Annotated in this window: 25 protein-coding genes; 19 read left to right on the plus strand and 6 right to left on the minus strand. The window is 64.3% G+C overall.

The genetic code is table 11. The features are described 5' to 3' along the window. Window positions 1–160 precede the first annotated feature (160 nt). The 3 genes from CXY83_RS02840 to paaI are packed head-to-tail and all read right to left on the minus strand — an operon-like array spanning window position 161 to window position 2567. Window positions 161–760: a TetR/AcrR family transcriptional regulator gene (locus CXY83_RS02840; RefSeq protein WP_104195901.1), complete on the minus strand. Its 600-nt coding sequence runs from the start codon at window positions 758–760 to the stop codon at window positions 161–163. 41 nt (window positions 761–801) lie between these two features. Continuing rightward, a complete protein-coding gene (gene paaK / locus CXY83_RS02845; RefSeq protein ID WP_104195902.1) occupies window positions 802–2121 on the minus strand; it encodes a phenylacetate--CoA ligase PaaK in 1320 nt (439 codons plus the stop codon). A 17-nt stretch (window positions 2122–2138) separates the two neighbouring features. Beyond that, a complete protein-coding gene (gene paaI, locus CXY83_RS02850) occupies window positions 2139–2567 on the minus strand; it encodes a hydroxyphenylacetyl-CoA thioesterase PaaI (protein ID WP_104195903.1) in 429 nt (142 codons plus the stop codon). Window positions 2568–2763: 196 nt separating this feature from the next. On the opposite strand from paaI, the gene paaA reads away from it, so the two are divergent. The 14 genes from paaA (at window position 2764) to CXY83_RS02920 (ending at window position 17524) form a co-directional block, all read left to right on the plus strand. Continuing rightward, complete coding sequence (gene paaA, locus CXY83_RS02855; RefSeq protein ID WP_369831117.1) at window positions 2764–3765, plus strand: 1,2-phenylacetyl-CoA epoxidase subunit PaaA; 1002 nt, start codon at window positions 2764–2766, stop codon at window positions 3763–3765. Further along, window positions 3762–4067, plus strand: a complete 306-nt coding sequence (gene paaB / locus CXY83_RS02860; protein WP_104195904.1) for a 1,2-phenylacetyl-CoA epoxidase subunit PaaB — start codon at window positions 3762–3764, stop codon at window positions 4065–4067. Before paaA ends, paaB begins: the two co-directional genes overlap by 4 nt. After that, window positions 4064–4918, plus strand: coding sequence for a 1,2-phenylacetyl-CoA epoxidase subunit PaaC (paaC, locus tag CXY83_RS02865; RefSeq protein ID WP_104195905.1), 855 nt, complete (start codon window positions 4064–4066; stop codon window positions 4916–4918). The genes paaB and paaC overlap by 4 nt, the downstream gene beginning before the upstream one ends. Next, the gene (paaD, locus tag CXY83_RS02870; protein WP_104195906.1) at window positions 4912–5457 is read left to right on the plus strand and encodes a 1,2-phenylacetyl-CoA epoxidase subunit PaaD; all 546 of its coding nucleotides are present in this window, start codon (window positions 4912–4914) and stop codon (window positions 5455–5457) included. Before paaC ends, paaD begins: the two co-directional genes overlap by 7 nt. Next, complete coding sequence (paaE, locus tag CXY83_RS02875) at window positions 5457–6602, plus strand: 1,2-phenylacetyl-CoA epoxidase subunit PaaE (RefSeq protein ID WP_104195907.1); 1146 nt, start codon at window positions 5457–5459, stop codon at window positions 6600–6602. Before paaD ends, paaE begins: the two co-directional genes overlap by 1 nt. A 65-nt stretch (window positions 6603–6667) precedes the next feature. Continuing rightward, window positions 6668–7456, plus strand: coding sequence for an enoyl-CoA hydratase/isomerase family protein (locus CXY83_RS02880; RefSeq protein WP_104195908.1), 789 nt, complete (start codon window positions 6668–6670; stop codon window positions 7454–7456). A 156-nt stretch (window positions 7457–7612) separates the two neighbouring features. Beyond that, window positions 7613–8239 (plus strand): hypothetical protein, encoded by a 627-nt coding sequence (locus CXY83_RS02885; protein WP_104195909.1) that lies wholly within the window; start codon window positions 7613–7615, stop codon window positions 8237–8239. Between the two features lie 179 nt (window positions 8240–8418). Next, window positions 8419–9111, plus strand: a complete 693-nt coding sequence (locus CXY83_RS02890; RefSeq protein WP_158251811.1) for a copper resistance CopC family protein — start codon at window positions 8419–8421, stop codon at window positions 9109–9111. Window positions 9112–9222: 111 nt separating this feature from the next. Then, window positions 9223–11334, plus strand: coding sequence for a DNA helicase RecQ (gene recQ / locus CXY83_RS02895; RefSeq protein WP_104195911.1), 2112 nt, complete (start codon window positions 9223–9225; stop codon window positions 11332–11334). A 219-nt stretch (window positions 11335–11553) separates the two neighbouring features. Beyond that, window positions 11554–13614: an acyl-CoA dehydrogenase gene (locus CXY83_RS02900; protein WP_369831118.1), complete on the plus strand. Its 2061-nt coding sequence runs from the start codon at window positions 11554–11556 to the stop codon at window positions 13612–13614. Window positions 13615–13763: 149 nt separating this feature from the next. Next, window positions 13764–14702, plus strand: a complete 939-nt coding sequence (locus CXY83_RS02905; RefSeq protein ID WP_104195913.1) for an ABC transporter ATP-binding protein — start codon at window positions 13764–13766, stop codon at window positions 14700–14702. Then, window positions 14699–15553 carry an ABC transporter permease gene (locus CXY83_RS02910; protein ID WP_104195914.1) on the plus strand — a complete coding sequence of 285 codons (855 nt, stop codon included), beginning with the start codon at window positions 14699–14701 and terminating at the stop codon, window positions 15551–15553. The genes CXY83_RS02905 and CXY83_RS02910 overlap by 4 nt, the downstream gene beginning before the upstream one ends. Window positions 15554–15569: 16 nt before the next feature. Then, a complete protein-coding gene (locus CXY83_RS02915) occupies window positions 15570–16832 on the plus strand; it encodes a sensor histidine kinase (RefSeq protein ID WP_104195915.1) in 1263 nt (420 codons plus the stop codon). Next, the gene (locus CXY83_RS02920) at window positions 16829–17524 is read left to right on the plus strand and encodes a response regulator transcription factor (RefSeq protein ID WP_104195916.1); all 696 of its coding nucleotides are present in this window, start codon (window positions 16829–16831) and stop codon (window positions 17522–17524) included. The genes CXY83_RS02915 and CXY83_RS02920 overlap by 4 nt, the downstream gene beginning before the upstream one ends. A 16-nt stretch (window positions 17525–17540) precedes the next feature. Here CXY83_RS02920 and CXY83_RS02925 read toward each other — a convergent pair whose 3' ends face one another. Next, window positions 17541–17927: a TraR/DksA C4-type zinc finger protein gene (locus CXY83_RS02925; protein WP_104195917.1), complete on the minus strand. Its 387-nt coding sequence runs from the start codon at window positions 17925–17927 to the stop codon at window positions 17541–17543. An 88-nt stretch (window positions 17928–18015) separates the two neighbouring features. Here CXY83_RS02925 and pip point away from each other — a divergent pair, with 88 nt between their 5' ends. Further along, window positions 18016–18972, plus strand: coding sequence for a prolyl aminopeptidase (pip, locus tag CXY83_RS02930; RefSeq protein ID WP_104195918.1), 957 nt, complete (start codon window positions 18016–18018; stop codon window positions 18970–18972). A gap of 50 nt (window positions 18973–19022) precedes the next feature. Then, complete coding sequence (locus tag CXY83_RS02935; RefSeq protein ID WP_104195919.1) at window positions 19023–19976, plus strand: glycosyltransferase family 2 protein; 954 nt, start codon at window positions 19023–19025, stop codon at window positions 19974–19976. Here the strand turns inward: CXY83_RS02935 and CXY83_RS02940 are convergent. Then, window positions 19973–21250: an oligosaccharide flippase family protein gene (locus tag CXY83_RS02940; protein WP_158251812.1), complete on the minus strand. Its 1278-nt coding sequence runs from the start codon at window positions 21248–21250 to the stop codon at window positions 19973–19975. The two genes, CXY83_RS02935 and CXY83_RS02940, sit on opposite strands and share 4 nt — an antisense overlap. Before the next feature lie 109 nt (window positions 21251–21359). After that, on the minus strand, window positions 21360–22316 hold the full coding sequence (locus CXY83_RS02945; protein WP_104195921.1) for a hypothetical protein: 957 nt from the start codon (window positions 22314–22316) through the stop codon (window positions 21360–21362). A gap of 257 nt (window positions 22317–22573) precedes the next feature. Here CXY83_RS02945 and CXY83_RS02950 point away from each other — a divergent pair, with 257 nt between their 5' ends. The 3 genes from CXY83_RS02950 to CXY83_RS02960 all read left to right on the plus strand — a co-directional run bounded on the left by CXY83_RS02950 (window position 22574) and on the right by CXY83_RS02960 (window position 26129). Then, a complete protein-coding gene (locus tag CXY83_RS02950; protein ID WP_146069833.1) occupies window positions 22574–23878 on the plus strand; it encodes an O-antigen ligase family protein in 1305 nt (434 codons plus the stop codon). Next, entirely contained in the window at window positions 23875–24942 is a 1068-nt protein-coding gene (locus tag CXY83_RS02955) for an acyltransferase family protein (RefSeq protein ID WP_104195923.1), read from the plus strand. The genes CXY83_RS02950 and CXY83_RS02955 overlap by 4 nt, the downstream gene beginning before the upstream one ends. 191 nt (window positions 24943–25133) lie before the next feature. Further along, window positions 25134–26129, plus strand: coding sequence for a hypothetical protein (locus CXY83_RS02960; RefSeq protein WP_233200540.1), 996 nt, complete (start codon window positions 25134–25136; stop codon window positions 26127–26129). Window positions 26130–26724: the final 595 nt, after the last annotated feature.

Below are 26724 nucleotides of genomic sequence, written 5' to 3' on the forward strand. Positions count from 1 at the left end.
TGGGAGAGTAGGACACCGCCGGACTTAACTTAGAAACACCAGAAAAGCCATCCCTCACGGGATGGCTTTTCTGCGTTAACAACCACCCCGGGTGGTTGTTATGCGTTAACCGAACAAAAGAGGCCACGCACACTGTGCGTGGCCTCTTCTCGTTCAGGTACTAGCGGCGGCGGAGGCCGTCCAGGGCTACGGCAAGCACGTCGTCCGCGAGGTGACCGGCGTCTTCGGGGCCCTCGGGGCGATACCACTCGGCGATCGAATTGACCATGCCGAAGAGCAAGCGCGTGACGACGCGCGGGTCGATGTCGCTGCGCAATGAGCCCTCATCACGGGCTTCGATGACCAGGGCAGAGACCGCTCGGTCAAAGGCGCGGCGACGGGTGAGCGCCAAGCGCTCGACTTCCGTGTTACCACGCACACGCAACAGGAGGGTGACATACGGTAGCCGAGACGTCAAAATGTGCACGGCCCCCCGAAGCACGTAGGCCAGGCGGTCAATCGCACTACCGGTCAGCGCGCCAGACTCGAGCAGCACGCCCTCGAGACCGTTGAGGGCTTCATCGAGGGCAAGCTGGAGCACTTCGTCCTTGGAGGTGAAGTGGTGATAGATAGCAGCCTTCGACAGGGCCAGCCGCGTCGCGAGCACTCCCATCGAGGTCGCGTCGTAACCGAATTCGTTGAACGCGGTCACGGCGATCTCAAGAATGGCGCGCTGGTCATAGCCGGGGCGGCCGCGTTTAGGTGGGTGTACGTCAGGCATAGGACTTGAGTCTCTCACGCAGGCGTACCGACCATGGCCGGCTAGCGCAGATCGTAGACGCGTTTGTGCTTTCCGGCACTGCGCGGCAGGGTGCCGGGTTCGACTATGAGCACGTTCACGCTCGATCCGATCCGATCCTTGATCAGGGCAATGAGCAACCCACGCGCAATGGCGGATGAGGCATCATTGGCATGCTCGTGTCGCTCGATGCGTACGGTGAGCTCGTCCATGCGCGACGGTCGCGTCAACTCGAGTACGAAGTGCGGGGAGAGGTGCTCGATTCCGAGAACGATCTCCTCGATCTGGGTCGGGAACAGGTTTACCCCGCGCAGAATGATCATGTCGTCGTTGCGGCCGGTGATCTTTTCCATCCGGCGCATTCCCGGCCGCGCGGTGCCGGGCAGTAATCGAGTCAGGTCGCGGGTGCGGTAGCGGATGACCGGAAAGGCCTCCTTGGTCAGCGACGTGAAGACGAGCTCGCCGGTTTCTCCATCGGGCAGGCTGTGTCCGGTGTCACCATTGATGATCTCGGGCAGAAAGTGATCTTCCCAAAGGTGTGGGCCGTCCTTGGACTCGATGCACTCATTGCCGACACCAGGCCCCATGACCTCGCTGAGGCCATAGATGTCGAGCGCATCGAAATCGAGGCGGTCCTCAAGTTCCAGACGCATCTGATTGGTCCACGGCTCTGCACCGAGCACGCCGGCCTTCAGGCTCGAGCGGCGTGGATCAAGACCGGCAGCAACCATGGCGTCGGTGATCGTGAGTAGGTAGCTGGGCGTTGACAGGATGACGTCGGGCTCGAAGTCGGTGATCATCTGGACCTGCTTGTTGGTCTGGCCGCCCGACATAGGAATGACGCAAGCGCCCAGCGCTTCAATGCCGGCATGGGCGCCGAGCCCGCCCGTGAACAAACCGTAGCCGTAGGCGTTGTGCACCTTCATTCCCGGGCGCACGCCAGACGCACGCAGGCTGCGGGCTACCAGACCAGCCCACATAGCGAGGTCGTTCTTGGTGTACCCGACCACGGTCGGCAGGCCGGTTGTCCCTGACGATGTGTGAATGCGCGCGACCCGGTCCATCGGTACCGCGAACATGCCGAAGGGGTAGGAGATCCGCAGGTCGTCTTTGGTGGTGAAGGGCAAGAGCGAGATATCTTCCAAGCTGCGAATGTCGCGGGGGTGCACACCGGCAGCATCAAATTTGCGCGTATAGAGGGGTACATTCTCGTAGGCGTGCCGCACGGTGTTCTGTAACCGAATCAGTTGCAGCGCGCGGATTTCGCCCTGGGACATCCGCTCGGCCGCGTCGAGTTCGTCGAGTGCCGGTGCGTGCAGACGGGTCTTAGTCAGCGTTGACATGGTGCCTTCCGGAAGGGTTAGAGGTGACTGCTGTCGGGAACGGGCAAGTTGGTGGTGCGGCTGTGACCGCGAAATTCGGCGATGGTCACGTCGTTGTCGACGGTGATCCGGACGTCATAGATGCCGCTGCGGCCGCTCTTCACGCGCAGCAGTGCGGTCGCGGTGAGATTCTGGCCGCTCGTGGTCGGCGCCAGAAATGTGATGTCAGCACCAGCGGCCAACGTGACGTGGTGCGAATCATTGCAGGCAATGGCGAACGCCGTGTCGGCGAGGGCGAACACGAAACCGCCGTGGGTCACATCAAACCCATTGAGCATGTCGTCACGTACGACCATGGATACTACCGAGTAGCCGGGTTCGTTTTGGTGCACGATCATTCCCAGAGAAGCGGATGCCCGGTCGCGCTTCATCATCGCCTGGCTGCCGACAGAGCGCGATTCGGTCATTCGGTTCTCCTCGTTGAGTGGCCGTTTCGGTCGGGGTTGCCCGGCCGATAATGTGACTATATACTAACTGAACGATCGGTCGGTAATAAATCGCGCATCCGTGCCCGACATTGCCAGCGTGCGCCACTTTAGCGCCGTCCGCTTGTGCACGAAACCAACCACGATCACCACAGTCAACGCAGACCAGGAGCCGATGATGACAAGCACCATCACGCCCGATTCGAGCGCAACCGCCGATATCAGCGTCGAAGAGCAGCAGTTCAACGACTTGATCGAAGCCGACTCGCGCATCGAACCGCGCGATTGGATGCCTGAGGGGTACCGTAAGTCACTCGTGCGCCAGATCTCGCAGCACGCACACTCGGAGATCATCGGCATGCAGCCCGAGTCGAACTGGATCACTCGCGCCCCGAGCCTCAAGCGCAAAGCCATTCTCATGGCCAAGGTGCAAGACGAAGCCGGCCACGGCCTCTACCTCTATTCCGCCGCGCAGACCCTCGGCGCCACCCGCGATGACATGACGGATGCCCTCATCGCCGGCAAGGCGCGTTACTCGTCGATCTTCAATTACCCGACTCCGACCTGGGCAGACATGGGCTCGATCGGATGGCTGGTCGACGGTGCCGCTATCTGCAACCAAGTGCCCCTCTGCCGCGCCTCGTATGGTCCCTACGGTCGTGCGATGGTGCGCATCTGCAAGGAAGAATCCTTCCACCAGCGTCAGGGCTTCGAAATTCTGCTTGAACTTATGGCCGGTACCCAGGAGCAGCGCCAGATGGCCCAGGAGTCGGTCAACCGGTGGTACTGGCCCGCGCTCATGATGTTCGGGCCGCCCGACGATGACTCGCCCAACTCCGCGCAGTCCATGGCGTGGAAGATCAAGCGTCACTCAAACGACGAACTGCGCCAGCGCTTCGTGAACATGCTCGTTCCCCAGGCGGCCGTGCTCGGCGTCACCCTGCCCGACCCCGACCTGCACTTCAACGAGCAAACCCAGCAGTGGGATCTTGGTGAGATCGACTGGACCGAGTTTCACGAGGTGCTCGCCGGTCGCGGCCCGAACAACGCCCAGCGTCTACAGCGTCGACGCGACGCCCACGATGACGGCGCGTGGGTGCGCGAAGCCGCCGCAGCCTATGCCATTAAACAAACCGCCCGCAAACAGTTTGCACGAACCGAAGAAATGGCATGCAAATGACCACTCCCGGCGATTCCGCTGCTGAAATCTGGCCCCTCTGGGAGGTCTTCGTTCGCTCCAACCGCGGCCTCAGCCACGTACACGTTGGCTCCCTCCACGCTCCCGACGAAACCCTCGCCGTGCGCAATGCCCGTGACCTGTACACCCGCCGCAGTGAGGGAGTCTCGGTCTGGGTCGTTCCCGCCGCCGCCATCACCACGAGTGATCCAGACGCCAAGGGCGCCTTCTTCGAATCATCCGCCGGCAAGAACTACCGCCACGCGAGCTACTACTCCAAGAGTGAAGGCGTGAAGCACCTATGAACGACGACACTGTGAACATTGACAGCGCCGGAGCGGATGCCGACGACCACGGTCACGTCGCCGTCGCTGTCACCACCCTCGACGCTGAACTCATCGAGGGCACGTCGAACGCGACACCCGACATCGCGGAGTACGCCCTGTGGCTCGGCGATGACGCGCTGGTCCTGGCCCAGCAGCTTGGCGCCTGGATCTCCCGCGCACCCGAGCTTGAAGAAGACGTCGCCCTCGGCAACGTCGCCCTCGACCTGATCGGCCACGCCCGGTCCCTGCTGCACTACGCCGGAACGGCGACGAACCGTACCGAAGATGACCTCGCCTACTGGCGTACCGAGCCCGATTTTCGGTCGCTGCACATCGTCGAGCAGCCCAACGGTGACTTCGCACACACGATCGCACGCCAGTTCGTCGTGTCCCACTACGTGTTCGAGCTGTACAGCCGGCTGCGGGCATCCGCTGATGAAACGCTTGCCGCGATCGCCGCCAAGGCAGTGAAAGAGGTCGACTACCACCGCGACCACGCGACCCAGTGGGTGCTGCGCCTGGCGCAGGGCACCGACGAATCGCGTCGCCGAATGATCACCGCCCTGTCCGACCTGTGGCCCTACGTCGACGAGATCTTCCGGGACGAACCACTCATCGACCGCCTCGAAGGAATCGCGGTGCGCCCGTCGAGCCTGCGCCCCGCTTTCGACGCCGCCATCGCACCGGTGTTCGCTGAAGTCGAAGTCGAACTCCCCAGCGGATTCGTCGCCTCGGGCGGAGGCCGCATCGGAAAACATTCCGAACACCTCGCTTTTCTCCTCGCCGAGATGCAGGTACTCACCCGCGCCCACCCCGGAGCATCATGGTGACCGCCGCCGCGCACGAGGCGATCTCGCGCCCGCGTCCCATCGACGCGGCTTCGCTCGCCGCCTGGACGCTCGCCGCGCAGGTCGTCGACCCCGAGATTCCGGTACTCACCATTGAAGACCTCGGTGTGCTGCGGTCGGTCAGGGTCACCCGCGATGCTGTCGCGGTGACCCTGACGCCGACCTACAGCGGATGCCCCGCCATGGACGCCATGCGCGACGACGTCCTGGCGGTGCTTGTGAGCGCTGGCTACGAGAATGTGTCGGTGCGGCTCGTACTCAGCCCGGCCTGGACCACCGACTGGATGAGCGTGATCGGTATGAATAAACTCCGCGAATACGGCATCGCCGCCCCAACCGGGCACGCGACCGTGCGTGGTTCCGGGCCAGTCGGCCCGATTCGTCTGAAAATGGCCGTCAAGTGCCCGCGCTGCTCTTCACTCAACACCCGCGAGCTCGCGCACTTCGGTTCCACCTCCTGCAAGTCCCTCTACGAATGCCGAGACTGCCTCGAGCCGTTCGACTACTTCAAGGTGCTCTAATGGCCGCAACACGTCTCGAATCCACCACGCAGACTGCCACGACTCTGGCGCCGGTCAAGCACCGCGCCCGCTTTCACACCCTGACGGTGGCTGAAGTGCGCCCGCTCACGGCCGACAGCGTCGAAGTCACTTTCCTCGTCCCCCCCAAACTGCAGGGCGCGTTCAACTACCTGCCCGGCCAGCATCTCGCCCTGCGCGCCACGATTGACGGTAAGGAGCTGCGTCGCAGCTATTCGATCTGCCGACCCGAGACATCCGGCCAGATCAGTGTCGCGATCAAACGCGACCTTGGCGGCGCGTTCTCCACCTGGGCCAACAGCGAGCTGCATGCCGGAGACACACTCGACGTGATGAGCCCGCAGGGCAGCTTCGTTTCCACCCTGCAGGGCCGAAGCCATAAGCACATCGTCGGAGTGGCCGCTGGTTCGGGAATCACCCCGCTCATGGCGCTCGCGCACACCGTGCTCGCTGCCTCACCGACGTCGATGTTCACCCTCGTGTACACCAACCGCACCGCGCTCGACGTGATGTTCCTCGACGAACTTGCCGAGCTCAAGGACCGTTACCCGGCCCGTCTCGCGCTCTACCACGTGCTCTCTCGCGAGCAGCGCTCATCCTCGTTGCTCTCCGGCCGCATCGATGAGGAGAAATTTCGGCGCATGCTCGACACGATCCTGCGCCCCGCTACGGTCGATGAGTGGTTTCTGTGTGGTCCGTTCGAATTGGTGCAGCTCTGCCGCGACACGCTCGAGAGTACCGGCGTGGATCGGTCGCACGTGCGCTTCGAGCTGTTCACCACCGGCGAACCCTCGGCCGCACACGGTGACCGCGGTCGGCCGGTCATCATCGGCACGGGGGACAAGACCTACCAGATCGAGTTCACACTCGACGGCCAGAGCAACACGGTCACCACCCCGGTAAACGCGAACGAGAGTATTCTGAATGCTGCCCTGCGGGTGCGGCCCGACGTCCCCTTCGCCTGCGCCGGAGGTGTCTGCGGAACCTGCCGCGCCAAACTGGTCAGCGGCGACGTCACCATGACCGAGAACTACGCGCTCGAGCCAGAAGAACTCGCTCGCGGCTATGTCCTGACCTGCCAGTCGCATCCGACCACCGACATCGTCGTCGTCGACTATGACACGTGACAGCCCAACACGTGACAGCCCAGCATCTGACAGCCCGACATTCAACAGCGTAGAAAGCGGATGCCGTGATTGAGCTCTCAATAGACAACGACGTCGCCCACATGGTGCTGAACGCGCCCAACAAACTCAACGCCCTCGATGAGGCCGCAATCGTCGAACTCGACGCGGCTTACCAGGAGGCTGAGCGGGTTGGCGTGCGCGCACTCGTACTGAGCGGCGTGGGCCGGGCCTTCTGCGCCGGCCGCGATATCTCGGCGGTCGACCCGGGCACCGATGACGTACTCGGCTACCTCGATGATCTGGTCACCCCGCTGCTGCAGCGCATGAGCAGGTTTCCGGCACCGACCTTCGCGGCCGCCCACGGCGCGTGTCTTGGAGTGGGCCTCGGCCTGCTCATCGCCACCGACGTCGTCTATGTCGCCGATACCGCCAAGATCGGGTCACCGTTCGCCAACCTCGGTGCCACTCTCGATTCGGGTGGACACGCCCTCTTCGTCGAACGCCTCGGCGCGCACCGCACCCTCGATCTGATCTACAGCGGACGCCTTATGTCTGGAGCCGAGGCCGTCGCCGGCGGCCTGTTCAGCCAGGTTTTTGCAGCGGCAGAGCTGAACGCGGCGACCGAGCAGGCAGCCGCGCGCGCGGCATCCGGCGCCACTCAGGCTTTTCTTGCGAGCAAGGCGCTCGTGCAGTCGCTGCGCGACGAACGCCTTGGACTCTGGCAGAGCATGAGCGACGAGAGCGCCGCCCAGGCGGCGCTCTGCGCCACGGGCGATTACCGCGAGGGTTTCGCCGCGTTCCAACAAAAGCGCCAGCCCGCCTTCACCGGGCGCGCCTGTCCCTCCCCGCACTGAACCGAAAAATAATGCCGACGGCCCGCTCGATCCACGACGACTTGCCGACCGTGGTCGATCACTAGCTTCCACCAGTCTTTTTGCAAGGTCTGTCAGTTATTCTGAAAGAAGTTGCTCGAAAAAAGTCACCCTGGACGATACCGGAGAGGGTCCGTCATGCACACACGCTGGGCCCGCTTCGCACGCGGCTGGATCGTTGCCGTGTTCTCGACCTTTGCCGCAGCCCTGTCGCACACACTCGGTGGTGACTCAGCACCCGGTCTGCTGGCGGTCGTCGTATCGCTCGCCTTCGCCGGCATGGTGTGCGTCGCTCTCTCGGGTCGTACCCTGTCGTTCTGGCGTGGTGCCGCATCCGTGCTGATCAGCCAGCTCATCTTTCACGGACTGTTTTCACTCGGCGCACCCGGTGGTGCGCTCGGCGCCGAGGCCCTCGCCGCGTCGGGTACCCACCAGCATGCGGCGCTGCCCGGTCTGATCGGCCCGCTCGCGCCGGGCGGGGGCGCTGATGTCACGCATGACGGTGCGACCATGTGGGGCGCCCACCTCGGAGCCGCCATCATCACTATTCTGGTGCTGCGTTCTGGGGAGCGCGCGTTCTGGGGCCTCGTCGAAAGCGTTCGCTTGGGCGTGCGTACCCTGTACGTGCCGGCACTCTTGGTCGTGCCGGTCGCGGCACCGCTTCGCATCGGGCACGAGGCGCCGGTGTTCGCGCCGCGCGATCTGGTTCTCGTGTTATCGGCCATGCGGCATCGTGGCCCGCCGTCCAGCGCGTTCTTTGCTTGACACAGCACGAATCAGACCATTTTCCCCGCCGCACCGAACGAATAACACGGTCCGCTCCGGCCCCGTTCGGTTGGCGCCGGGCACCCCACGCTAAAGGATAATCATGAAGTTCACGACCACTCGCGGTGCCGCCCCCACACCGGCCGCCACCGCCCAACGCAAGCAGTCGGTCTAGCACCGTGCGCGCCAACACGACGCCCAACGAAGCGACAGCCCCCCTCCACCGAACTGTGCACCAGAAGTCGACCCACCGGCAGACTGCTTCGGCCACTCGCCGCGCGGCCCGAGCCGTGTTCGCGGTCGTCGTAGCTGCAGCGGCCCTGGGCTGGGGCGCGGCCCCGGCATCCGCTCACAACAGCGTCGTCGGTTCCTCACCGGCGGCCGACGCGGTGGTGACCGAGCAGCCCGGTGTGCTCTCGGTCACCACGAGTGACCAGTTGCTCGATCTCGGCGCATCCGGCTCCGGGGCCGCGATGGTCGTCACCGGGCCGGCCAGTGCGCCACTGTTCTACGGTGACGGGTGCGCAACGGTCTCCGGTGCCACGATCGAAACCGCGGCGCAGCTCGGTGCGGCCGGGCAATACACGGTGATCTGGCAGGCGGTCTCCACCGACGGCCACTCGATCTCAGACGAGTTCACTTTCGACTGGAAGCCAGCCCCGGGCCAGTCACTCGCCGACGGTGCGACCGCGGCTGCCTCGTGCGGGATCGAAGCGGATGCCGCCACAACGGACGTCACCGCGGACACCGGATCGAGTGCCGCCAGCGACAGCCCCCTCCCGACCATCGCCTGGATCGGCGGAGCCATCGGCGCGGTCTTGCTCGCTGGCGCAGCGACCCTGCTCGTCCTGCGCCGCACACGCCGTAGCTGACTGACCAGGCAGCGGGTAAATGCGTGCTTCAGGTACCGCGAAGCACCCAGTTACCCGCTGTCGCGGATCGGATTGGCGCGGGGGAACGTGTCAGGGGGGCCGGGTAAAGTTATGCAGGTGAGTTGGAACGCTGAGCTGCCCGGGAACCCCGACGACGTTGAACCACCCAGTGACTTCGATGGCCCGAGCGACTTTAACGGCCCGAGTGGCTTCGACGGCCCGAGCGACTTCGATGCCCCCGACGATTACGACGCGCCACCGCCAGAGTCGGACCGGGAGTACGCTGGCAGCCAGTTTGTCGGGCGGCAGCCGGCCAATCCAGCCGTGGCACCCGCTTCGAGCCAACGCAGGGGGGCAGCGGCCACCCGGTCCGCCTTCCCGGTTCGCGCAGCGACTCGCAAGTTCGCCACCGCAGCCGAAGCCCTGCACACCGTGTTCGGCTACGACTCGTTTCGCGGCGACCAGGCTGAGATCATTGCACAGGTCGTCGACGGCAAGGACGCCGTCGTGCTCATGCCCACCGGCGGCGGCAAGAGCCTGTGTTACCAAATTCCCGCGCTCGTGCGACCCGGCACCGGCATCGTCGTCTCACCCCTCATCGCCCTGATGCAAGACCAGGTGGATGCCCTCACTGCCGTGGGTGTGCGCGCCGAGTTCCTCAATTCCAGCCAGGATTCGCAGACTCGCAACCAGGTCGAACGCGACTACCTGAATGGTGACCTCGACCTGCTCTACGTCGCCCCGGAGCGGCTGTCGAACGAGGCTACCAAGCGGCTGCTCGAGCGCGGTACCATCGCCCTGTTCGCCATCGACGAGGCCCACTGCGTGTCGCAGTGGGGACACGATTTTCGGCCGGACTACCTCGCGCTCAGCGAACTCGCCGACCGCTGGCCGGGCGTGCCGCGCATCGCCCTCACCGCCACCGCGACGGACGCCACGCACCAGGAAATCACGACCCGCCTGCAGATGGGCAACGCCAAGCATTTCGTGGCGAGCTTCGACCGGCCCAATATCCAGTACCGCATCGTCGGTAAGGCCGAGGTGCGCAAGCAACTGTTGTCCTTCCTGAAGACGGAGCACCCCGGCGACGCCGGAATCGTCTACGCGCTCAGCCGCAAGACGGTCGACCAGACCGCCGAGTTTCTGCGTCAGAACGGCGTCAATGCGCTGCCGTATCACGCCGGGCTCGACGCGGGACTGCGCGCCAGCACCCAGTCCCGGTTCCTTCGCGAAGAGGGCGTCGTCATCGTGGCCACCATCGCGTTCGGTATGGGGATCGACAAGCCCGACGTGCGCTTCGTCGCCCACATCGACCTGCCCAAATCGGTCGAGGGCTACTACCAGGAGACCGGTCGCGCCGGCCGCGACGGCGCCCCGGCCACGGCCTGGCTCGCCTACGGCCTGCAAGACGTCGTGCAACAGCGTCGCATGATCGACGAATCGCCGGGTGACCTCAGCCATCGGCGCAAACTCTCCGCCCACCTCGACGCCATGCTCGCCCTCTGCGAAACCGTGCACTGCCGCCGCGTCAACCTGCTGCGCTACTTCGGCCAGACCAGCGAACCCTGCGGCAACTGCGACACCTGCCTGGAACCGCCCGAAGCCTGGGACGGCACCATTCCCGCCCAGAAACTGCTTTCCACCATCGTTCGCCTGCACCGCGAACGCAACCAGAAGTTCGGTGCCGGCCACCTCATCGACATCCTCCGCGGCAAAGAAACCCCCCGCGCCACCCAATACCGGCATACCGAACTAAGTACCTGGGGCCTTGGCGCCGATCTCAGCGACCAGGCCTGGCGTGGCGTCGTGCGCCAGATGCTGGCCCAAGGGCTGCTCGCTACCTCCGGAGAATACGGAACCCTCGTGCTGACGGATGCCGCCGCCGAAGTTCTGGGGGGCAGTCGCGATGTGCGACTGCGGCGCGAACCCGACCGCCCCGCACGTTCCAGCGCCGCCCGCCGCCCGAGCGCAGCGAAAGTCGCGGCCGCCGACCTCAGCACGGCCCAGGAGACCCTGTTCGAGGCGCTGCGGGGGTGGCGTTCGGCCGAGTCAAAGGAGCAGGGCGTTCCCGCGTACATAGTCTTCGGTGACGCTACCCTCATCGCTGTGGCCGCAGCAGGCCCCACCACGCTCGCCGCGCTCGACGGCATCACCGGTATCGGTGCTAAGAAACTCGAAGCCTACGGCGCAGCCCTGATCGAGGTCGTCGCGGCTTCCGCCTGATCGTAACGGTGCGCTATTTGTGTGGGAGCGCAGGTGTGCACGGCTCCATGTTGTAGTAAACCTACAAAACGGATGCCGGGGCGGCAGCTCTCGTTGTTGCCCCCGCACCGCGCGTTTCACGACCACGACCACGCGGCCCTAACGTTGCGATCATCACTTTCGCGCGAACAGTTAGGACCACCCATGGTTGACACGAAACAGCGCTCCAGCACCCGATCGATGAGCCTCGATCCCAGCCTCGACACGGGACCCATCAAGTCCATCGGTGATCCGACCGCACCCGCAGTCAACGTTGAACAACTCGGGCGCCAGCTGCTCGGCACCTGGGCCGACGTGCGCCTCGCCGCCCGAGAAGTGACCGCGCGCCCCGATATGCAGCGCATCGAGGGCCTCTCCATGGTTGACCACCGACTGCGCGTTCTCGAGCAGCTCAAGGTACTCGCAGCCAACGGCCACGTACTGCGCGCCTTTCCCAAGCACCTGGGCGGTCAGGACGACCACGGTGGAAACATTGCGGGCTTTGAAGAACTCGTCATTGCCGACCCGAGTCTGCAGATCAAGGGCGGCGTGCAGTGGGGCCTGTTCGGCGCCGCTGTGCTGCACCTCGGCACCAAGCCGCACCACGATAAGTACCTTCCCGGCATCATGGACCTGAGCGTGCCGGGCGCGTTCGCCATGACCGAAATCGGTCACGGCTCCGACGTGGCGAGCATCGCGACCACCGCGACCTTCGACGCCGCCACCGGCGAGTTCGTGGTCAACACCCCGTTTCGCGCTGCCTGGAAGGATTACCTCGGCAACGCCGCGAAGGACGGCATCGCCGCCGTCTTGTTCGCGCAACTCATCACCCAGGGCGTCAACCACGGTGTGCACGCCTTTTATTTGCCGATTCGCGATGAAAACGGGGACTTTCTGCCCGGTGTCGGCGGTGAGGACGACGGTTTGAAGGGGGGCCTCAACGGCATCGACAATGGTCGCCTGCACTTTACCGACGTGCGTATCCCGCGTGAAAACCTGCTCAACCGGTACGGCGACGTCGCCCGGGACGGCACCTACTCCAGCCCGATATCAAGCCCCGGGCGTCGTTTCTTCACGATGCTGGGCACACTGGTGCAGGGTCGTGTATCGCTCGACGGGGCCGCCACCGCGGCATCCGCTCTGGCCCTGACCATCGCAATCACCTATGGAAGCCAGCGTCGGCAGTTCACCGCCGGCAGCGACACTGACGAGGAGGTCATCCTCGACTACCAGCGGCACCAGCGCCGGTTGTTTCCGCGCCTTGCCACGACGTACGCCCAGACCTTCGCACACGACGAATTTCTGGTGAAGTTCGACGACGTGTTCAGCGGCAAAGCCGACACCGACGATGACCGGCAAGACCTCGAGACCCTCGCTGCCGCGCTCAAGCCACTCTCCACCTGGCATGCGCTCGACACCCTGCAGGAAGCCCGTGAAGCCTGCGGCGGTGCCGGCTTCATGGCCGAGAACCGCCTCGTGGGGCTGCGCGCCGACCTCGACATCTTCGCGACCTTCGAGGGCGACAACAACGTGCTGCTGCAGCTCGTCGCCAAGCGTCTGCTTACCGATTACAGCCGTAAATTCGCCACAGCGGATGCCGGCGCCCTCGCCCGCTACGTCGTGCAGCACGCCGCTGGTCGCGCCTACCACGGCACAGGCCTCCGCACTCTCGGCCAGTCCGTTGCCGACCGTGGATCAACGGCGCGCTCGGTCGGCGCCCTCCGCGAGAGTGATGTGCAGCGCGAGCTGCTCACCGATCGGGTCGAGAGCATGATCGGTGAGGTCGCCGGCAAGCTGCGCGGTGCCACCAAACTACCAAAGAAGCAGGCCGCCGACTTGTTCAACGCACACCAGAACGAGCTCATCGAAGCAGCACGCGCCCATGGCGAACTACTGCAGTGGGAGTCGTTCACCCGGGCGCTCGACGCCACAGCGGATGCCGGCACCAAGCAGGTGCTCACCTGGCTGCGCGACCTGTTCGGCCTCGGCCTGGTCGAGAAGAACCTGGCCTGGTACCTCATTCACGGTCGTCTCTCTGCCCAGCGGGCCCAGGCCGTAACGGCCTACATCGACCGGCTGATCGCGCGCATCCGTCCGCATGCCCTCGATCTCGTCGACGCGTTCGGCTATTCGCCAGATCACCTGCGGGCTACGATCGCGAGCGGTATCGAGCGTGAACGCCAGAACGAGGCGCGCGACTACTACGCCGACCGGCGGGCGTCGGGGGCCGCTCCCGCACCCGAAAAGTCGGTCAAACGGTAGGGCAGGGCGTGTCGTACTCAGGTACGACACCGGTGGCGCAGAACCATCCCCACGGTTGATGCGCCACATAGGGGGTAAACCATACCGTTTGGTATGGGGGCTTCAACGCAGTGAATCGGGGCCTTATCCACCAACGGAATGAGGCAGTCGTGATCCAGGCACAGTCCCTGACCAAGCACTATGGAAGCAAGACCGCGGTCGACGCGATCGACTTCACGGTGCACCCCGGCAAGGTCACCGGGTTTCTCGGGCCGAACGGCGCAGGCAAGTCCACCACCATGCGCATGATCGTGGGCCTGGACCGACCCAGCGCCGGATCGGTCATCGTCAACGGTAAGCCGTACCGCGAGCACAAGGCGCCGCTGCGTGAGGTCGGAGTGTTGCTCGACGCCAAGGCCGTGCACACCGGCCGAAGTGCGTTCAACCACCTGCGCGCCATGGCCGCAACGCATAACATCCCCACTAGCCGGGTGCACGAGGTCATCAACCTCACCGGCCTGGAGTCCGTCGCCCGTAAGCGCGTCGGCGGTTTCTCGCTCGGCATGGGCCAGCGTCTCGGCATCGCCGCCGCGTTGCTCGGCGACCCGGCCACCCTCATCCTGGACGAGCCGGTCAACGGCCTCGATCCCGAGGGTGTGCAGTGGGTGCGCAAGCTCACCAAACAGCTCGCCGCCGAGGGCCGCACCGTGCTGCTCTCCTCGCACCTGATGAGCGAGATGGCGCTCACCGCCGACCACATCATCGTCCTCGGCCGCGGTCGGGTGATAGCAGATGCCTCGGTCGCCGATATCATCGCCTCGGCCGCGCAGAACACGGTTCGCGTGCGCAGCCCGCATACGGCGGCACTCGCCGCCCTGCTGGCACAGGACGATGTCACCATCACCAACGTCGAGCAGGACGTGCTCGAGATCAGCGGATTGACCGTGACCGAGATCGGTGACCGCGCCGCTGCCGCCCAGATCTCCCTGCACGAGCTCTCGGCGGTCAATGCTTCCCTTGAGGACGCCTATATGAAACTCACGCAGAACGAAGTGGAGTATCGCACCGGCGATGCCTCTTCCCCCACCGAAGCGGAGGTCGCTCGATGAGCACCCAGACCCACCAGACAACGCAATCCGCTTTTTTGGCCCCCTTCGTTTCAACCGGCTCCGGGCTCAGCTTCAGCGGCCTGCTCAAGTCTGAATCGATCAAGCTCTGGAGCCTGCGCTCCACCTACTGGACCTTTTCCCTCGTCGTCGTGGCCGCGCTGGGGCTCGCCGTGGCGATGTCCTTCGCCTTGTCGCCGGAAACGGCCGGATTCGACCCGGCCACCGGTGCCGCCATGGCCGTCGATAACGCGCAGATGTTCGTCATCGTCTCCACCACCGGATTGGGCCTTGGCCAAATGATCGTCGCTGTTCTTGGCGTGCTCTCGATCAGCGGCGAATACTCCACTGGCATGATCAAATCGACGCTCACCGCGGTGCCGGACCGTTTGGCCGCGCTCTGGGCCAAGGTAATCGTGGTGTTCGGGTTCACCTTCCTGGTGGGCCTGTTTAGTGTGCTCGGCTCGTTCCTCGTAGCCACCCCCATCCTGGGATCCCAGGACGTCACTGCAAGCCTGTTCGACGTCGACGTGATCATGCCATTGCTCGGCAACGTGCTGTTCCTCGCGCTCATCGCGGTGTTCTCGGTTGGTATCGGCACGATCGTGCGCAGCAGCGCTGGCGGCATCGCGACGGTGCTGGGCATCATCCTGCTCCTGCCGACGGTTGTGGCATTGTTTTCCCTACTCGTCGAGTGGGTTGCCGACATGATGCCGTTCATGTTCACCGTGGCCGGCTCCGAGATGATCGCCCCGACCATGGTGGAATCCTGGCAGGCGCTCCTGATCGTACTCGCGTGGGTGGCAGTGAGCCTCGGGATGGCCGCGTTGCTGCTCAAACGACGCGACGCCTAACCCGTACCATCGAAGAATGAGCACCAACACCTCTCTTCCCGTGCGCGACTTCGCGCCGGGGGGAGAGGTGGCGTTGCCTACTCCATCCGGGGTGGTGCGGCGGTTTTGGAGCCGACATCCGCACGTGGCCGACGCGCTGATCGCAGCGATCTACGTGGTACCGATAGCGCTCACTCTCGTGGGTAACGGGCTGGCTGCCGAGCCTGCTCTACTCGGCGACATCGTACTGAACGGTGCCATCGCGCTGGTTCTGGCCGTCGCCCTGATCTTTCGACGACGGATGCCCCGGCTCGTTTTGGTCATCACCTGGATCAGCCTGCTCACCTTCACCGACTATGGCGAAGCGAATCTCGTCGCCCAGCTCCTCGCGCTTTACGCGGTTGCGGTGTACTCCGATGCGCGCAGCGCGTGGATCGGGTCTGGGGCGTCAACGCTGCTGGCAAGTCTGGCCGCCTGGCAGACCGATAATCCGGCCGATTTACCGTGGATTCCGGTGGCCATCCAGATCGGGATCATGATGCTGGCAACGACCCTGGTTGGCGTCAATGTGCGAAACAGCAGGCGTTACGTGATCTCGTTGGTCGACTTGGCCGCGCAGCTGACCCGTGAACGCGACCAGCAAGCTCAATTCTCACGCCTGTCCGAGCGAAACCGCATCGCTTCCGAAATGCACGACGTTGTCGCCCACAGCCTGTCCGTTATGGTGGCGCTCGCCGACGGTGCCCATGCCATCGCGCCCAAGAACGTTGAGCGCTCCCGTGCGGCGATGCTCGACATCGCCAGCACCGGGCGCCGATCGATGACCGAGATGCGGCGTCTGCTCGGCATACTCGATGTCGTTACCGAGCCGGCCCCGCGTTCGCCGCAGCCGGGAATCGACCAACTGGCTGATCTCGTCGAATCCTTCCGGTCGACCGGACTGCCCGTCGTCTTGGAACGCAGCGGCCGCGAACCGGCAAATCCGAGCGTGCAGCTGACGATTTTTCGACTGGTGCAAGAGTCGCTCACCAACGTGCTGCGATACGCGGATACACCCACACGGGTCGTAGTGGAGTTGCACTCGGCCCCCGGAACTATCGAGGTCACCATCAGCGATAACGGTCGGAAACGCCGGGAGGCGGGCCTGCGTGCGTTTGGCCGCGGCTTGATCGGCATGCAGGAACGGGTGTCCATTTATGGCGGCGACTTTGAAGCCGGAGCCGGAATCCACGACGGATGGCGCGTGCACGCCGCGATGGCCTTCGAGCACGAATCACCATTAGTCGAGGAGCGCAGATGACCGTACCGGAATCAACCCCACCGCCTGAACCCACCCGCATTATGCTCGTCGACGACCAAGCGCTCCTGCGCGTGGGCTTTCGCATGGTGCTCGAGGCCGAAGACGATTTCAGCGTCGTCGCCGAAGCAGCCGACGGCGTGGAGGCGATCGCGCTCGCCACGAGTGCGCGCCCGCAGGTCATTCTGATGGACGTGCGCATGCCGGGGCTCGACGGCATCGAGGCTACGCGACAAATCATGGCGGCCCACCCGAACACCCGCATCATCATTCTCACCACCTTCGACCTCGACGAGTACGCCTTCGGCGGTCTGCGCGCCGGCGCGAGCGGCTTCCTGCTGAAAAACTCCGAACCGCGGGAGCTGATCAGTGCCATTCGCACGGTCGTCTCGGGGGAGGCATCCGTTTCACCACGGGTGACCCGCCGCCTGCTCGACCTCTTTGGTACCCACCTGCCACAGCCCGACGCCGAAAACGGATGCGCAGCCCAGGCCCTCGCGCAGCTCACCGAGCGGGAAACGGAGGTCTTTCTCGCTATCGCCGAGGGGCTGTCCAACCCGGAATTGGCCGAGCGGTTTTTTCTCTCCGAATCAACCGTGAAGACCCATGTCGGCCGAATCCTGCACAAACTCGGCCTTCGAGACCGGGTGCAAGCGGTCATCTTGGCCTACGAACGGGGCCTCGTCGGACAGTGACCGTCGGCCGGTTTCGTCACCGGCCGCGGCCTTCGATCAGTCTGGCGCAGTCGATGCACAGCTCCGCCGTCAGCAGGGCGGACAGTCGGGCGGCCCCGATGGGCTTACCGCATCGGATGCAGGTGCCATAACTCCCGTCAGCGATTCGGGCAAGCGAACGATCGATTGCGGCGACTTTCTCATTGAACTCGCCGTGGACACCGACAATTCGCGACCACTCACCCGAGAGAGTCGGACCTTCTGGGTCGTGCTCGTCGTCGGCCGATCCGTCGCTGCGCGCCTCACGCACGCTCGTGAGCGATTCTGCCAGCCGGTTCAGCTCGGTCGCCGTCAAGGCGCGCTGATCCCTGAGGGCCTGGTCGAAGCGCCGGAGCTCGGCGTCCGAGAGAGAGGTGCGCGCCATGATCTATCGTTGCACGCCCTGACCGCTTAGTCCCAACGGTGGATTTGTGAAATCTATCAACCTCCGATCGGGGGAATAGGCTCGTCGCATGCGTACCTTCTATCCCGAGATCGAACCCTACGAAACCGGCATGCTCGATGTCGGTGACAACCAGACCATCTACTGGGAAGCCTCCGGCAACCCAGACGGCAAGCCGGCGGTCTATCTGCACGGTGGCCCGGGCGGCGGGTCAGGTCCGAACCAGCGTCGGGCTTTTGACCCGGCGAAGTACCGCATCATTTTATTTGACCAGCGCGGTTGCGGTCTCAGCACCCCGCACGCGAGCGAGCCCGACGTTGATCTGGGCGTCAACACCACCTGGACCCTCGTGGCCGACCTCGAGAAACTGCGCGAGCACCTCGGCATTGACCGTTGGCTGGTGTGCGGCGGATCGTGGGGCAGCACTCTCGCCCTCGCCTACGCCGAGACCCACCCGGAGAAGGTCACCGAACTCGTCGTACGCGGTATCTTCACCCTGCGCCCGGTTGAACTCGACTGGTTCTACGAGGGCGGTGCCGCCGCGATCTACCCCGACCTGTGGGAGTCCTTCGTCGCGCCCGTTCCTGAAAACGAACGCGGCCACCTGATCGAGGCCTACGGCCGGCTGCTGCACGACCCCGATCAATTCGTGCGCGAACGTGCTGGCGTGGCGTGGGCCACCTGGGAATCCTCGACCATTACCCTGCTGCAGGAACCCGACAAGATCGTCCGCTTCTCTGACCCCGCTTTTGCGGTGGCCTTCGCCCGCATCGAGAACCACTTCTTCGCCAACAAAGGCTGGTTCACCCCCAACCAGCTCATCGACAACGCCTCCCGCCTCGCCGACATCCCCGGCGTCATCGTGCAGGGCCGTTACGACATGTGCACCCCAGCGTTCACCGCGTGGGACCTGCACAAGAACTGGCCGGAAGCCGAATTCTGCCTCATTCCCGATGCCGGCCACGCCTTCGACCAGCCCGGCATTCTCGATGCCATTATTGTGGCGACCGACCGCTTCGCAACCTAACCCAGTGAGAATTTGTCAGGCAGTCCTCGCGGATCTGCAATACTGACCGCATGACCGACTCGAACTTCGCTTCCCTCGCCGTGGTGGTGGTGAATTTCGGGTCGGCAGCGTTGCTCGAAGAGAACCTCCAACCGCTGTCCCGATCGGCACCGGGCCTGCACATCGTGGTCGTCGACAATTTCACCGACGTCGCGGAGCAGGCCAGGGTGGCGGTAATCGCCGAGCGCGAGGGCTGGCAGCACGTGCTGTCGCCGACCAACCGCGGCTTCGGTGGCGGGATGAACCTCGGCGTCGCGCGGGCGCAGCAGAATGGGCGCACCCATTTTCTCCTCTTGAATCCGGATGCCGCCATCCCCGCCGACCAGGTCGCCCGCCTGCTCGAGGCCGTCACCCTGCATCCGCTCACCCTGGTCTCGCCCCGCATCCTGCGGCCGGACGGTACGGTGTGGTTCGACGGTAGCGATCTGTACCTCGAAGACGGGCGCGTGCGCGCCACCCGCAAGCGCGGGGACCACCCGGGCATACGGGTCACTCCCTGGCTGAGCGGCGCGTGCCTGCTCATCAGTGATGACCTCTGGCGCCGGGTGGGCGGGTTCAGCGACGACTATTTTCTGTACTGGGAAGACGTCGAACTCTCACACCGGGTGCTGTTGGCCGGGGGAGAAGTCACGGTTTGCGCCGACGCGTACGCTACTCACGCGCAGGGCGGTACTCAGGGCGCCGGCCAACACAGCGCCGGCCAGGCCAAGTCGTACTCCTACTACTACTACAACGTGCGCAACCGCCTGGTTTACGCGGCTCGCAACCTCACCGACGACGACCGCCGAAGATGGCGCCGACGCAGCGTGCCGGCGGCTTGGGAGGTCATTTCCCGCGGGGGACGACGGCAGCTGCTGAGCTCGCTGCAGCCGCTTCTGGCTGCGGCCCGCGGGCTGCGCGACGGCCTCGCTTACCGGCCGGTACCTACCTCCACGCCGACGCCTGCCCCAACCAGAACGACCTAGCGCTTGCGCCGCCGAGTGAACCGCTTGGCGTACTCGAGCAGAGTCACGAAGTCAGTGCGCCGCACGCCGTAGAACTGCAGCGGGTTGATGTTGAATTTGCGATACATGAACCACAAATTCAGGTTGCTTGAAATGAGGTTGCCGGCCAGGGTCGCCAGCGCGGCTCCCATTGCGCCGAACGGTGGTGCCAAGACGATCAGCATGCTGATATTCACCAGGCAGGCGATCAGAAGCGACACGCTGCGCAGGCCTGGGCGACCGCGGGCGCTCAAGCCGGAGCCGCCGATCGACCCGGGGGTGCCGAGCACCACAGCAGCGAGCAGCACACCGGCCACCGGCAGTGCGGGGCGAAAATCCTCGCCGAACAGAAAAGGCAGCCACCACAACATGCTGATGCCGAGGAACGCGGCGGCCAGCCCGCACAGCATGGTGCTGATGCGAGCCGAGGAGGCGAGACGCGCGTCGACGGAATCAGCAGCATCGGTCACAAAAGTCACGTCCCGCACCGCCTGGTTGATGATCAGCGGTAGTTCACTCACGCTCACCGCGACCACGTACAACCCGAGCTGGTAGGTGCCGGCGAACGGTGTCATGAGCACCTGGTCGAGCCTGGACAGCAGAATTCCTGACAGCGAGCCGACCCAGATGCGCAGTCCATAGCTCAGTAGTCCGGCGGTGCGCGCCTCGCGCGGAACGTCAAAGGCTCGTGGGCCGAGGCTGCGCATGCGCCCGATGTAGACGAACAGCCCGGTCACCGGCATCGCGGCCACCGCGATCGTCGCCACGAGCGGCGTCAGGTTGCCGGTGAGCCAGAACGGAATGAGCACAGCGAGCCGCAGAGACGAGGTCACAATGCGCTCTATGGCAACCAGCCGCCAGCTTTGGGTAGCGGATGCTACTCCCCGGAATACGCCGACGAGCAAATTGGGCACAATGGCCAGGCAGGCCACCAGAATAAGTTGCTGCACCGTCGGGTCGCCACCGCTGAGCCAGGCCGCTGACAAAGCGACGGCGCCCATGGCGAGCAGCCCCGCGATAATCAGAATGAGCACGCCCCGGTTTGAGGCGTTGCGGGCCAGGGTGGGGTTACGGGCGATCGCCCAGGTGACGGCTTCGGGAACACCAAAGGTTGCTACCGTGACCACGAGGGCGAGAGGCGCGGTGGCAGCGGCCACAGCACCACGACCGTCGACCCCGAGTGCCTGGGCCAGGATCGGACCGGAAAACAGCGCGACAAGGGGGGGAAAAGCGTTTCCGATCAGCGCGATCGTCATGTTGCGCGACACCGAATTCGGGGCGGTGGTCCGGCCTGAGGTGGAGCCCGCTGAAGGCTCGACCGCACGGTCGGTGGCCCGCTGGGCGGCCATCGGCCCTCGGGGTCGCCTAGGTGTCATCGCTGCTCACCACTCGAAGCGCGGGAATCGTCCGCAACACGAGCGAATCACGGGGGTCATCGCGCAGTATCCGCTCTCGTTCTGCGTCGCCCACGCACGCCGCGAACTGGGCATCATTGCCGCCCTCGGTCACATTCTGTCGGTACAGGGTGCCCCGCTGCGAACCTGGAATGGCCGGATACTCGGCCTGAGCCTCACCCACCTGACGGGCGCGAATGCCGTGCCGAACAGCGACCGAATAGACCCACAAATCGTCCGCCCGCGGAGCGACCCGCAGAAAGGCATCACCTTCGGCGCGCAGCGCATCGAGCAGGCCGAGCGGGTAGTAGATCCCGGAGACGCCGGTGCAGAGCGTTCGATAACTCGCGGCGGTCCCGCGGGCCGCGACCCAGCGAGAGTAGAGCGCCACCCGATCGCCGTCAAAGGTGACCGTGTGGGCGCGCTGCCCGACGATCTCCAGCGGATGCCGGGCGGCCGCCTCGAGTAATTCGGCCAGCCAGGTGCGCGGGTATAAGACGTCGTCGTCGGCGGCAACCAGCGGGAGCGTCGGTGTGGAAGAGGCGTATGGAAACTGTTTTTTATGCGGTCCAAAGTCGGGGCAGCATTGAATTTCCAGGCCGCGCCGCTGCAAACGACGCAGTGTGGCCGGTGGGTGCGCGAGCGCCGCGGCGTCATCGAGCCAGAGGATGAGACGCCGGGGGCGGATTCGCCCGGCGGCGATGGTCTCGAGGGCATAGTGCACAAGGGCGATCCGATGGCCGAAGGAGGTCAGGTTTACCACCACGGCGCCCGATCCTGTCACTGATCGGCGGCTCAGCCGATTGGTCAGGCGCAGGCACGCAAGGCGTAGCTTGACTTTGGCCCGCTGCGTGAGAGCGGCGGGGTCTCGGCGCAGATCGGTGACAAGCCGATGGATGGTGTTGATGACCACGTTATTGATGACCACGAGCTGCTTCCGGTTGCACAATGAATATCTCTCACGAAATCGCCACTATACAGGCCGTGCCACCCACACCCGCGCCCCCTTCTCGGGGGGATGATTTTCCCTTAGTTCGAGAGAGTTCGCCCTTGTCTCTTCCATACTGAGCCGTCTATTGTTATGCACGATGCGGCTGCGCAACAGGGGCTGGTGCCCGAATCGTCCCTGTGCGGCCCGGGTGGTGGTTGCTATTGATCTCTCAGGTGCGCTCCAATATCACCGCGATGCGACCTGCTCCGGTGCCGCTCAAGCGCACCCGCGCGGGCCGTTCCGTGCATCAGGCCCCGCCCCTCGTCAATAAGTTCATTGCCATTGTTGTTCTGGTCGTTGTCGCGTTGCGCATCGACATCGACCGAGGCGTCACTGTGGGCGCCGTGGTCTGCGTGGCACTGTTCCCTGTTTGGTTCCCGATCCTGCGCCAATATTGGGGCGCTCGGCTGCTCCTGGTCGGCGGCCTGGTCGCGATCGGCTCGGGTATCTGGCTCACCGTCCTATCCGCGCCCACGCACGAGGCGAGTCTCGGTCAGGCGTTCGGGTCGATCGCCGGTCTCGTCGGGTTGATCGCCGGCGTCGGCTTCGTGCTCTGGGCGCGCACCGTCCTGCCCGACTCCCAAATCGCCATCTGGTACGGTGCCGGAATCCTGCTCGGTGTCTCGCCGTCGAGTGAGCTGTACGCGGCGAATCCCTGGCGTTTCGGCTATTCGGTAGCCCTGACGATTCTGCTGCTCGGAATCACGCTGCAGCTGCACCGCCGCTGGCTGGAGCTGGCCGTCGCGCTGGTACTCACCGTCGTGGCTACCTTGACGGATGCCCGCTCCGCGTTCGCGTTCATGCTGCTGACTGTGCTGCTCGTCGCCTGGCAAATGCGTCCGACCCGGCCCACGCGCGGCAAGTCGGCGCTGCGCGCCCTCCTCGGACTCGGCGTTCTTGGTCTCATCGTCTTCAACGTGATTCAGGCGCTCATCCTCGACGGCGCGCTCGGTGAAGCCACCCAGCAGCGTACCGTCGCGCAGCTCAACGAGACCGGTTCGCTCATCCTCGGCGGGCGCCCCGAACTCGCGGCGACGATCGCGCTCATGCAGCACCAGCCGTGGGGCTTCGGTGTTGGCACCGTGCCTAATCCAGTAGACATACTGGCCGCCAAGACCGGCATGGCTGCGATCAACTACGAGCCGAATAACGGCTATGTCGACAACTACATGTTTGGCGGCCACATCGAACTGCACTCGGTCATCGGTGACTTCTGGGCGGCCTTCGGCATTCCCGGCCTCATGCTCGCCCTTATCATCCTCGTGCTCATCGTGCGCAGTATCGGCGTACACGTGGCAGCCAACACCGCGAGTGCCGTGCTGCTGTACCTCGGCATCAAAGCCGTCTGGTTCATGTTCTTCGGCCCGTTTTTCAGCTCATCCGTGCTGCTCGTTCTTGTTCTCGGACTCCTCATCACCCGCAGGGTGCCGACCGAAAGGGATGCCGCGCTGCAGCGCCCCGGACCCCTTCGGCCCACGATGGCACAGCGTCGACGATGAGCACCACCAAACCCGCGGCCGAACGCGTTGGCTGGGTGGATACCGGCCGGGGCATCGCTATCCTGCTCGTCGCCCTGTTCCACTCAGCGAACTGGCTGATTGGCGCTGGTTTCGATATTCCGTATTGGCGCGAAATCAACGAGTCACTGTCCTCGATGCGCATGCCCTTGTTCTTTGTTCTGTCGGGCCTGTTCGCCCCCAAATGGCTCCTCAAGCCGTGGCGCGATCTGTGGACGGTCAAGTTGCGCCTCTACCTCTGGGTCTTCCTGCTGTGGGAGGTGGTTGGTTCGATCGTGTTTCTGATCAACCAGACCGTGACAGGCGTAGGGTTCGGCGTGCGGCACGCCGTACTGGACCTCGTGGCTTCTCCCGTGCTGCCTCGGTTCGAACTCTGGTTCATCTGGGCCCTATCGATCTTTTTCATAGTGGCCAAGCTCTGTCGTCGCGTCAATCCACGGCTGCAACTCGTCGTTGCCGGCGCAGTTTCTGTCGTGGCACTCAGCGGACTCGATACGCCTAATGTCGGGTGGTCCGGGTCGCTCAAGTACTACTTCTTTTTTCTGGCCGGCATCTACCTGCGCAGCTGGATCATTCGCATCGGCACGGTCGATAATCGGCTGCTCGTGGGTGCCGCCATGTTCGTCTGGGTGGCCGTCACCACCACCGTCGCGCTGCTGGGGCTGCGCGATGTTTTCGGCCTGTACTTTCTGAACTGTCTGGTCGGTGTCGTCGGCGGGATTGCGTTCAGCCGCACCCTGCGCGGCGTACGCTGGCTTGGGATGATCGGGCGCACCACTTTGCCCATTTACCTGGCGCACACACCCATCGTCATCCTCATTTCCTCCGTGCTGTCGCTCCCGATCCTTTTGAGTGCGGTAGCCGTCATTGCCCCTGTGATGCCTCTCGTTCTTGCCGCGACGGCCGTGCTGTTCGCACTCGCGCTGAACCGGTTTGCATCGCGCAGCTGGCTGCGCTACGCCTACGAGCCGCCGCCGTTCGTCACTGAACTCGAGTGGCGCCACCGCCGCTCAGACCGCCCCGCACGATCGGCGGAGCCAACGTGATCTCAACGAATACGCAATGCTAATTTGACGTAATTTCATTTTTGGGTAACACTCTAGTAGCTATCGGCGACACCCTACAGTTGTCTCACCCGCATACCCGAACGTGCACCACCCGAAATGAATTCATGACCGACCACGTCTCACGTTCTCATCGCCGACCGCTCACCCTGACCCCGCAGTATTCTCGCGGCATGCACCAGCACCACCCCGCCGTGCATCGTTATGACCCACCTCGTCCAGACCTTGCCCGTGTCGATCTGACGCATGCAGTTCGTCTGCAACGCACTCGGATGCGGCGCAAGATCAGCACGCGACCCCCAGTTTTCGTGGCCGCAGCTACCCTCGCCGTTCTGATTCCGTTGGCCGGCTTGGCGGTCCCGGCCCAGGCGCAAACCGGAGGCGTCGTTCGGATCGCCACCGCGAGTGCCGGTAGTACCGGAGTCCCTTCCGGTACGACCCTGAGGGTGCACAACGGCGATCTCAATATCACCCAGACCGGTACCGTCATCAGCGGCTTGGACATTCGCGGCCTGGTCAAGATCAACGCGATCAACGTGACGATCAAGAACTCGATCATTCGCGGACGAAGCGTTAGCGCTCCCGCTGCGCTGGTCAATAACCTCGGTGGGCGCTCGGGTCTGAAAATCATCGACTCGGAGTTGTATCCGTCACAGCCGTCCCCCGATATCAATGGCATCTACGGCTACAACTTCACGCTGACCCGCGTTGACATCCACGGCGTCATTGATGGTGCTCACGTGACCGGCAGTAACGTCACGATCGCGAATTCCTGGCTGCACGGCAACCTGCACTACACCAGTGATCCGAATCAGGGCGGAAAGCCCAGCCATGATGACTCCATCCAGATTCAAAAGGGCAGCAACATCAAGGTGTACGGAAGTACGCTGAGCGGTTCCCACAACGCCGGAGTGCAGATCACGCAGGACACCGGTGACGTCTCGAACTTCTCCTTCACGAACAACTTCGCCGACGGCGGCGCCTGCACCATCAACGTGGCCCAGAAGTCGTATGGTCCGATCTACGGCACCGTCATCACCGACAATAAGTTCGGACGCAATACCAGAGTGGCCAACTGCGCCATCATCTCGCCCAGCACGACCAAGATCAGCACCGCGCGCAACTACTACACGCCCGATAGCTTGACAGTCTCGGTGCATGCGGGCTAACCCCGGCAGACCAAAGCCAAAGCCCTCGCGTGCGGCCTACACAGCGCTCGCCTCAGGGTCTTCACACCTTCTCGTTTGACCGAACCGCATCGACACGGAATGCTGTACCAATGACAGGCGGCTCCCCTCAGCTGCCCCGCCCAACACGCCCCGAAGCGTGTGCAGGACACGAAATCACCTAAATGAAACTCAACCCGAAACTGACCCACGACTTACCCGCCGCACAGAGCACTCGTTCCCCGTTTCGCCGCGCACGCACGTCGGCAGTCGCCGCTGTGGTGCTCGGATTGACCGGTGCTCTGGTGGGAATCGCTCCCGTTCAAGCTGCGGAAGAGATAGCCCCCGCCTATACAATCACTCCAGGGCGGGGCGAGACCGCAGCGCCCCCCTCGGCCGGCACTGCGTTCGGAATGGGCCTGACCCCGGCGCAGTTGCGCTGGTTGCTGGCTCAACTCTTCCCCACCACTCCCGAACCGATTGTGGCTCCGGTACCGAGTCCGGCTCCGGCACCGAGTCCTGCTCCGGCACCGAGTCCGGCTCCGGCACCGAGTCCTGCTCCGGCACCGAGTCCTGCTCCGGCACCGAGTCCTGCTCC

This window comes from Cryobacterium sp. M15 (assembly GCF_002929675.1).
Classification (GTDB): domain Bacteria; phylum Actinomycetota; class Actinomycetes; order Actinomycetales; family Microbacteriaceae; genus Cryobacterium; species Cryobacterium lyxosi.

Bases quoted from the DNA above. Each gene is read 5' to 3' on its own strand.
- CXY83_RS02840 (WP_104195901.1), bottom strand. From the start codon at position 760: ATGCCTGACGTACACCCACCTAAACGCGGCCGCCCCGGCTATGACCAG.
- paaK (WP_104195902.1), bottom strand. From the start codon at position 2,121: ATGTCAACGCTGACTAAGACCCGTCTGCACGCACCGGCACTCGACGAA.
- paaI (WP_104195903.1), bottom strand. From the start codon at position 2,567: ATGACCGAATCGCGCTCTGTCGGCAGCCAGGCGATGATGAAGCGCGAC.
- paaA (WP_369831117.1), top strand. From the start codon at position 2,764: ATGACAAGCACCATCACGCCCGATTCGAGCGCAACCGCCGATATCAGC.
- paaB (WP_104195904.1), top strand. From the start codon at position 3,762: ATGACCACTCCCGGCGATTCCGCTGCTGAAATCTGGCCCCTCTGGGAG.
- paaC (WP_104195905.1), top strand. From the start codon at position 4,064: ATGAACGACGACACTGTGAACATTGACAGCGCCGGAGCGGATGCCGAC.
- paaD (WP_104195906.1), top strand. From the start codon at position 4,912: ATGGTGACCGCCGCCGCGCACGAGGCGATCTCGCGCCCGCGTCCCATC.
- paaE (WP_104195907.1), top strand. From the start codon at position 5,457: ATGGCCGCAACACGTCTCGAATCCACCACGCAGACTGCCACGACTCTG.
- CXY83_RS02885 (WP_104195909.1), top strand. From the start codon at position 7,613: ATGCACACACGCTGGGCCCGCTTCGCACGCGGCTGGATCGTTGCCGTG.
- recQ (WP_104195911.1), top strand. From the start codon at position 9,223: ATGCAGGTGAGTTGGAACGCTGAGCTGCCCGGGAACCCCGACGACGTT.
- CXY83_RS02900 (WP_369831118.1), top strand. From the start codon at position 11,554: ATGAGCCTCGATCCCAGCCTCGACACGGGACCCATCAAGTCCATCGGT.
- CXY83_RS02910 (WP_104195914.1), top strand. From the start codon at position 14,699: ATGAGCACCCAGACCCACCAGACAACGCAATCCGCTTTTTTGGCCCCC.
- CXY83_RS02915 (WP_104195915.1), top strand. From the start codon at position 15,570: ATGAGCACCAACACCTCTCTTCCCGTGCGCGACTTCGCGCCGGGGGGA.
- CXY83_RS02920 (WP_104195916.1), top strand. From the start codon at position 16,829: ATGACCGTACCGGAATCAACCCCACCGCCTGAACCCACCCGCATTATG.
- CXY83_RS02925 (WP_104195917.1), bottom strand. From the start codon at position 17,927: ATGGCGCGCACCTCTCTCTCGGACGCCGAGCTCCGGCGCTTCGACCAG.
- pip (WP_104195918.1), top strand. From the start codon at position 18,016: ATGCGTACCTTCTATCCCGAGATCGAACCCTACGAAACCGGCATGCTC.
- CXY83_RS02935 (WP_104195919.1), top strand. From the start codon at position 19,023: ATGACCGACTCGAACTTCGCTTCCCTCGCCGTGGTGGTGGTGAATTTC.
- CXY83_RS02940 (WP_158251812.1), bottom strand. From the start codon at position 21,250: ATGACGATCGCGCTGATCGGAAACGCTTTTCCCCCCCTTGTCGCGCTG.
- CXY83_RS02950 (WP_146069833.1), top strand. From the start codon at position 22,574: ATGCGACCTGCTCCGGTGCCGCTCAAGCGCACCCGCGCGGGCCGTTCC.
- CXY83_RS02955 (WP_104195923.1), top strand. From the start codon at position 23,875: ATGAGCACCACCAAACCCGCGGCCGAACGCGTTGGCTGGGTGGATACC.
- CXY83_RS02960 (WP_233200540.1), top strand. From the start codon at position 25,134: ATGCACCAGCACCACCCCGCCGTGCATCGTTATGACCCACCTCGTCCA.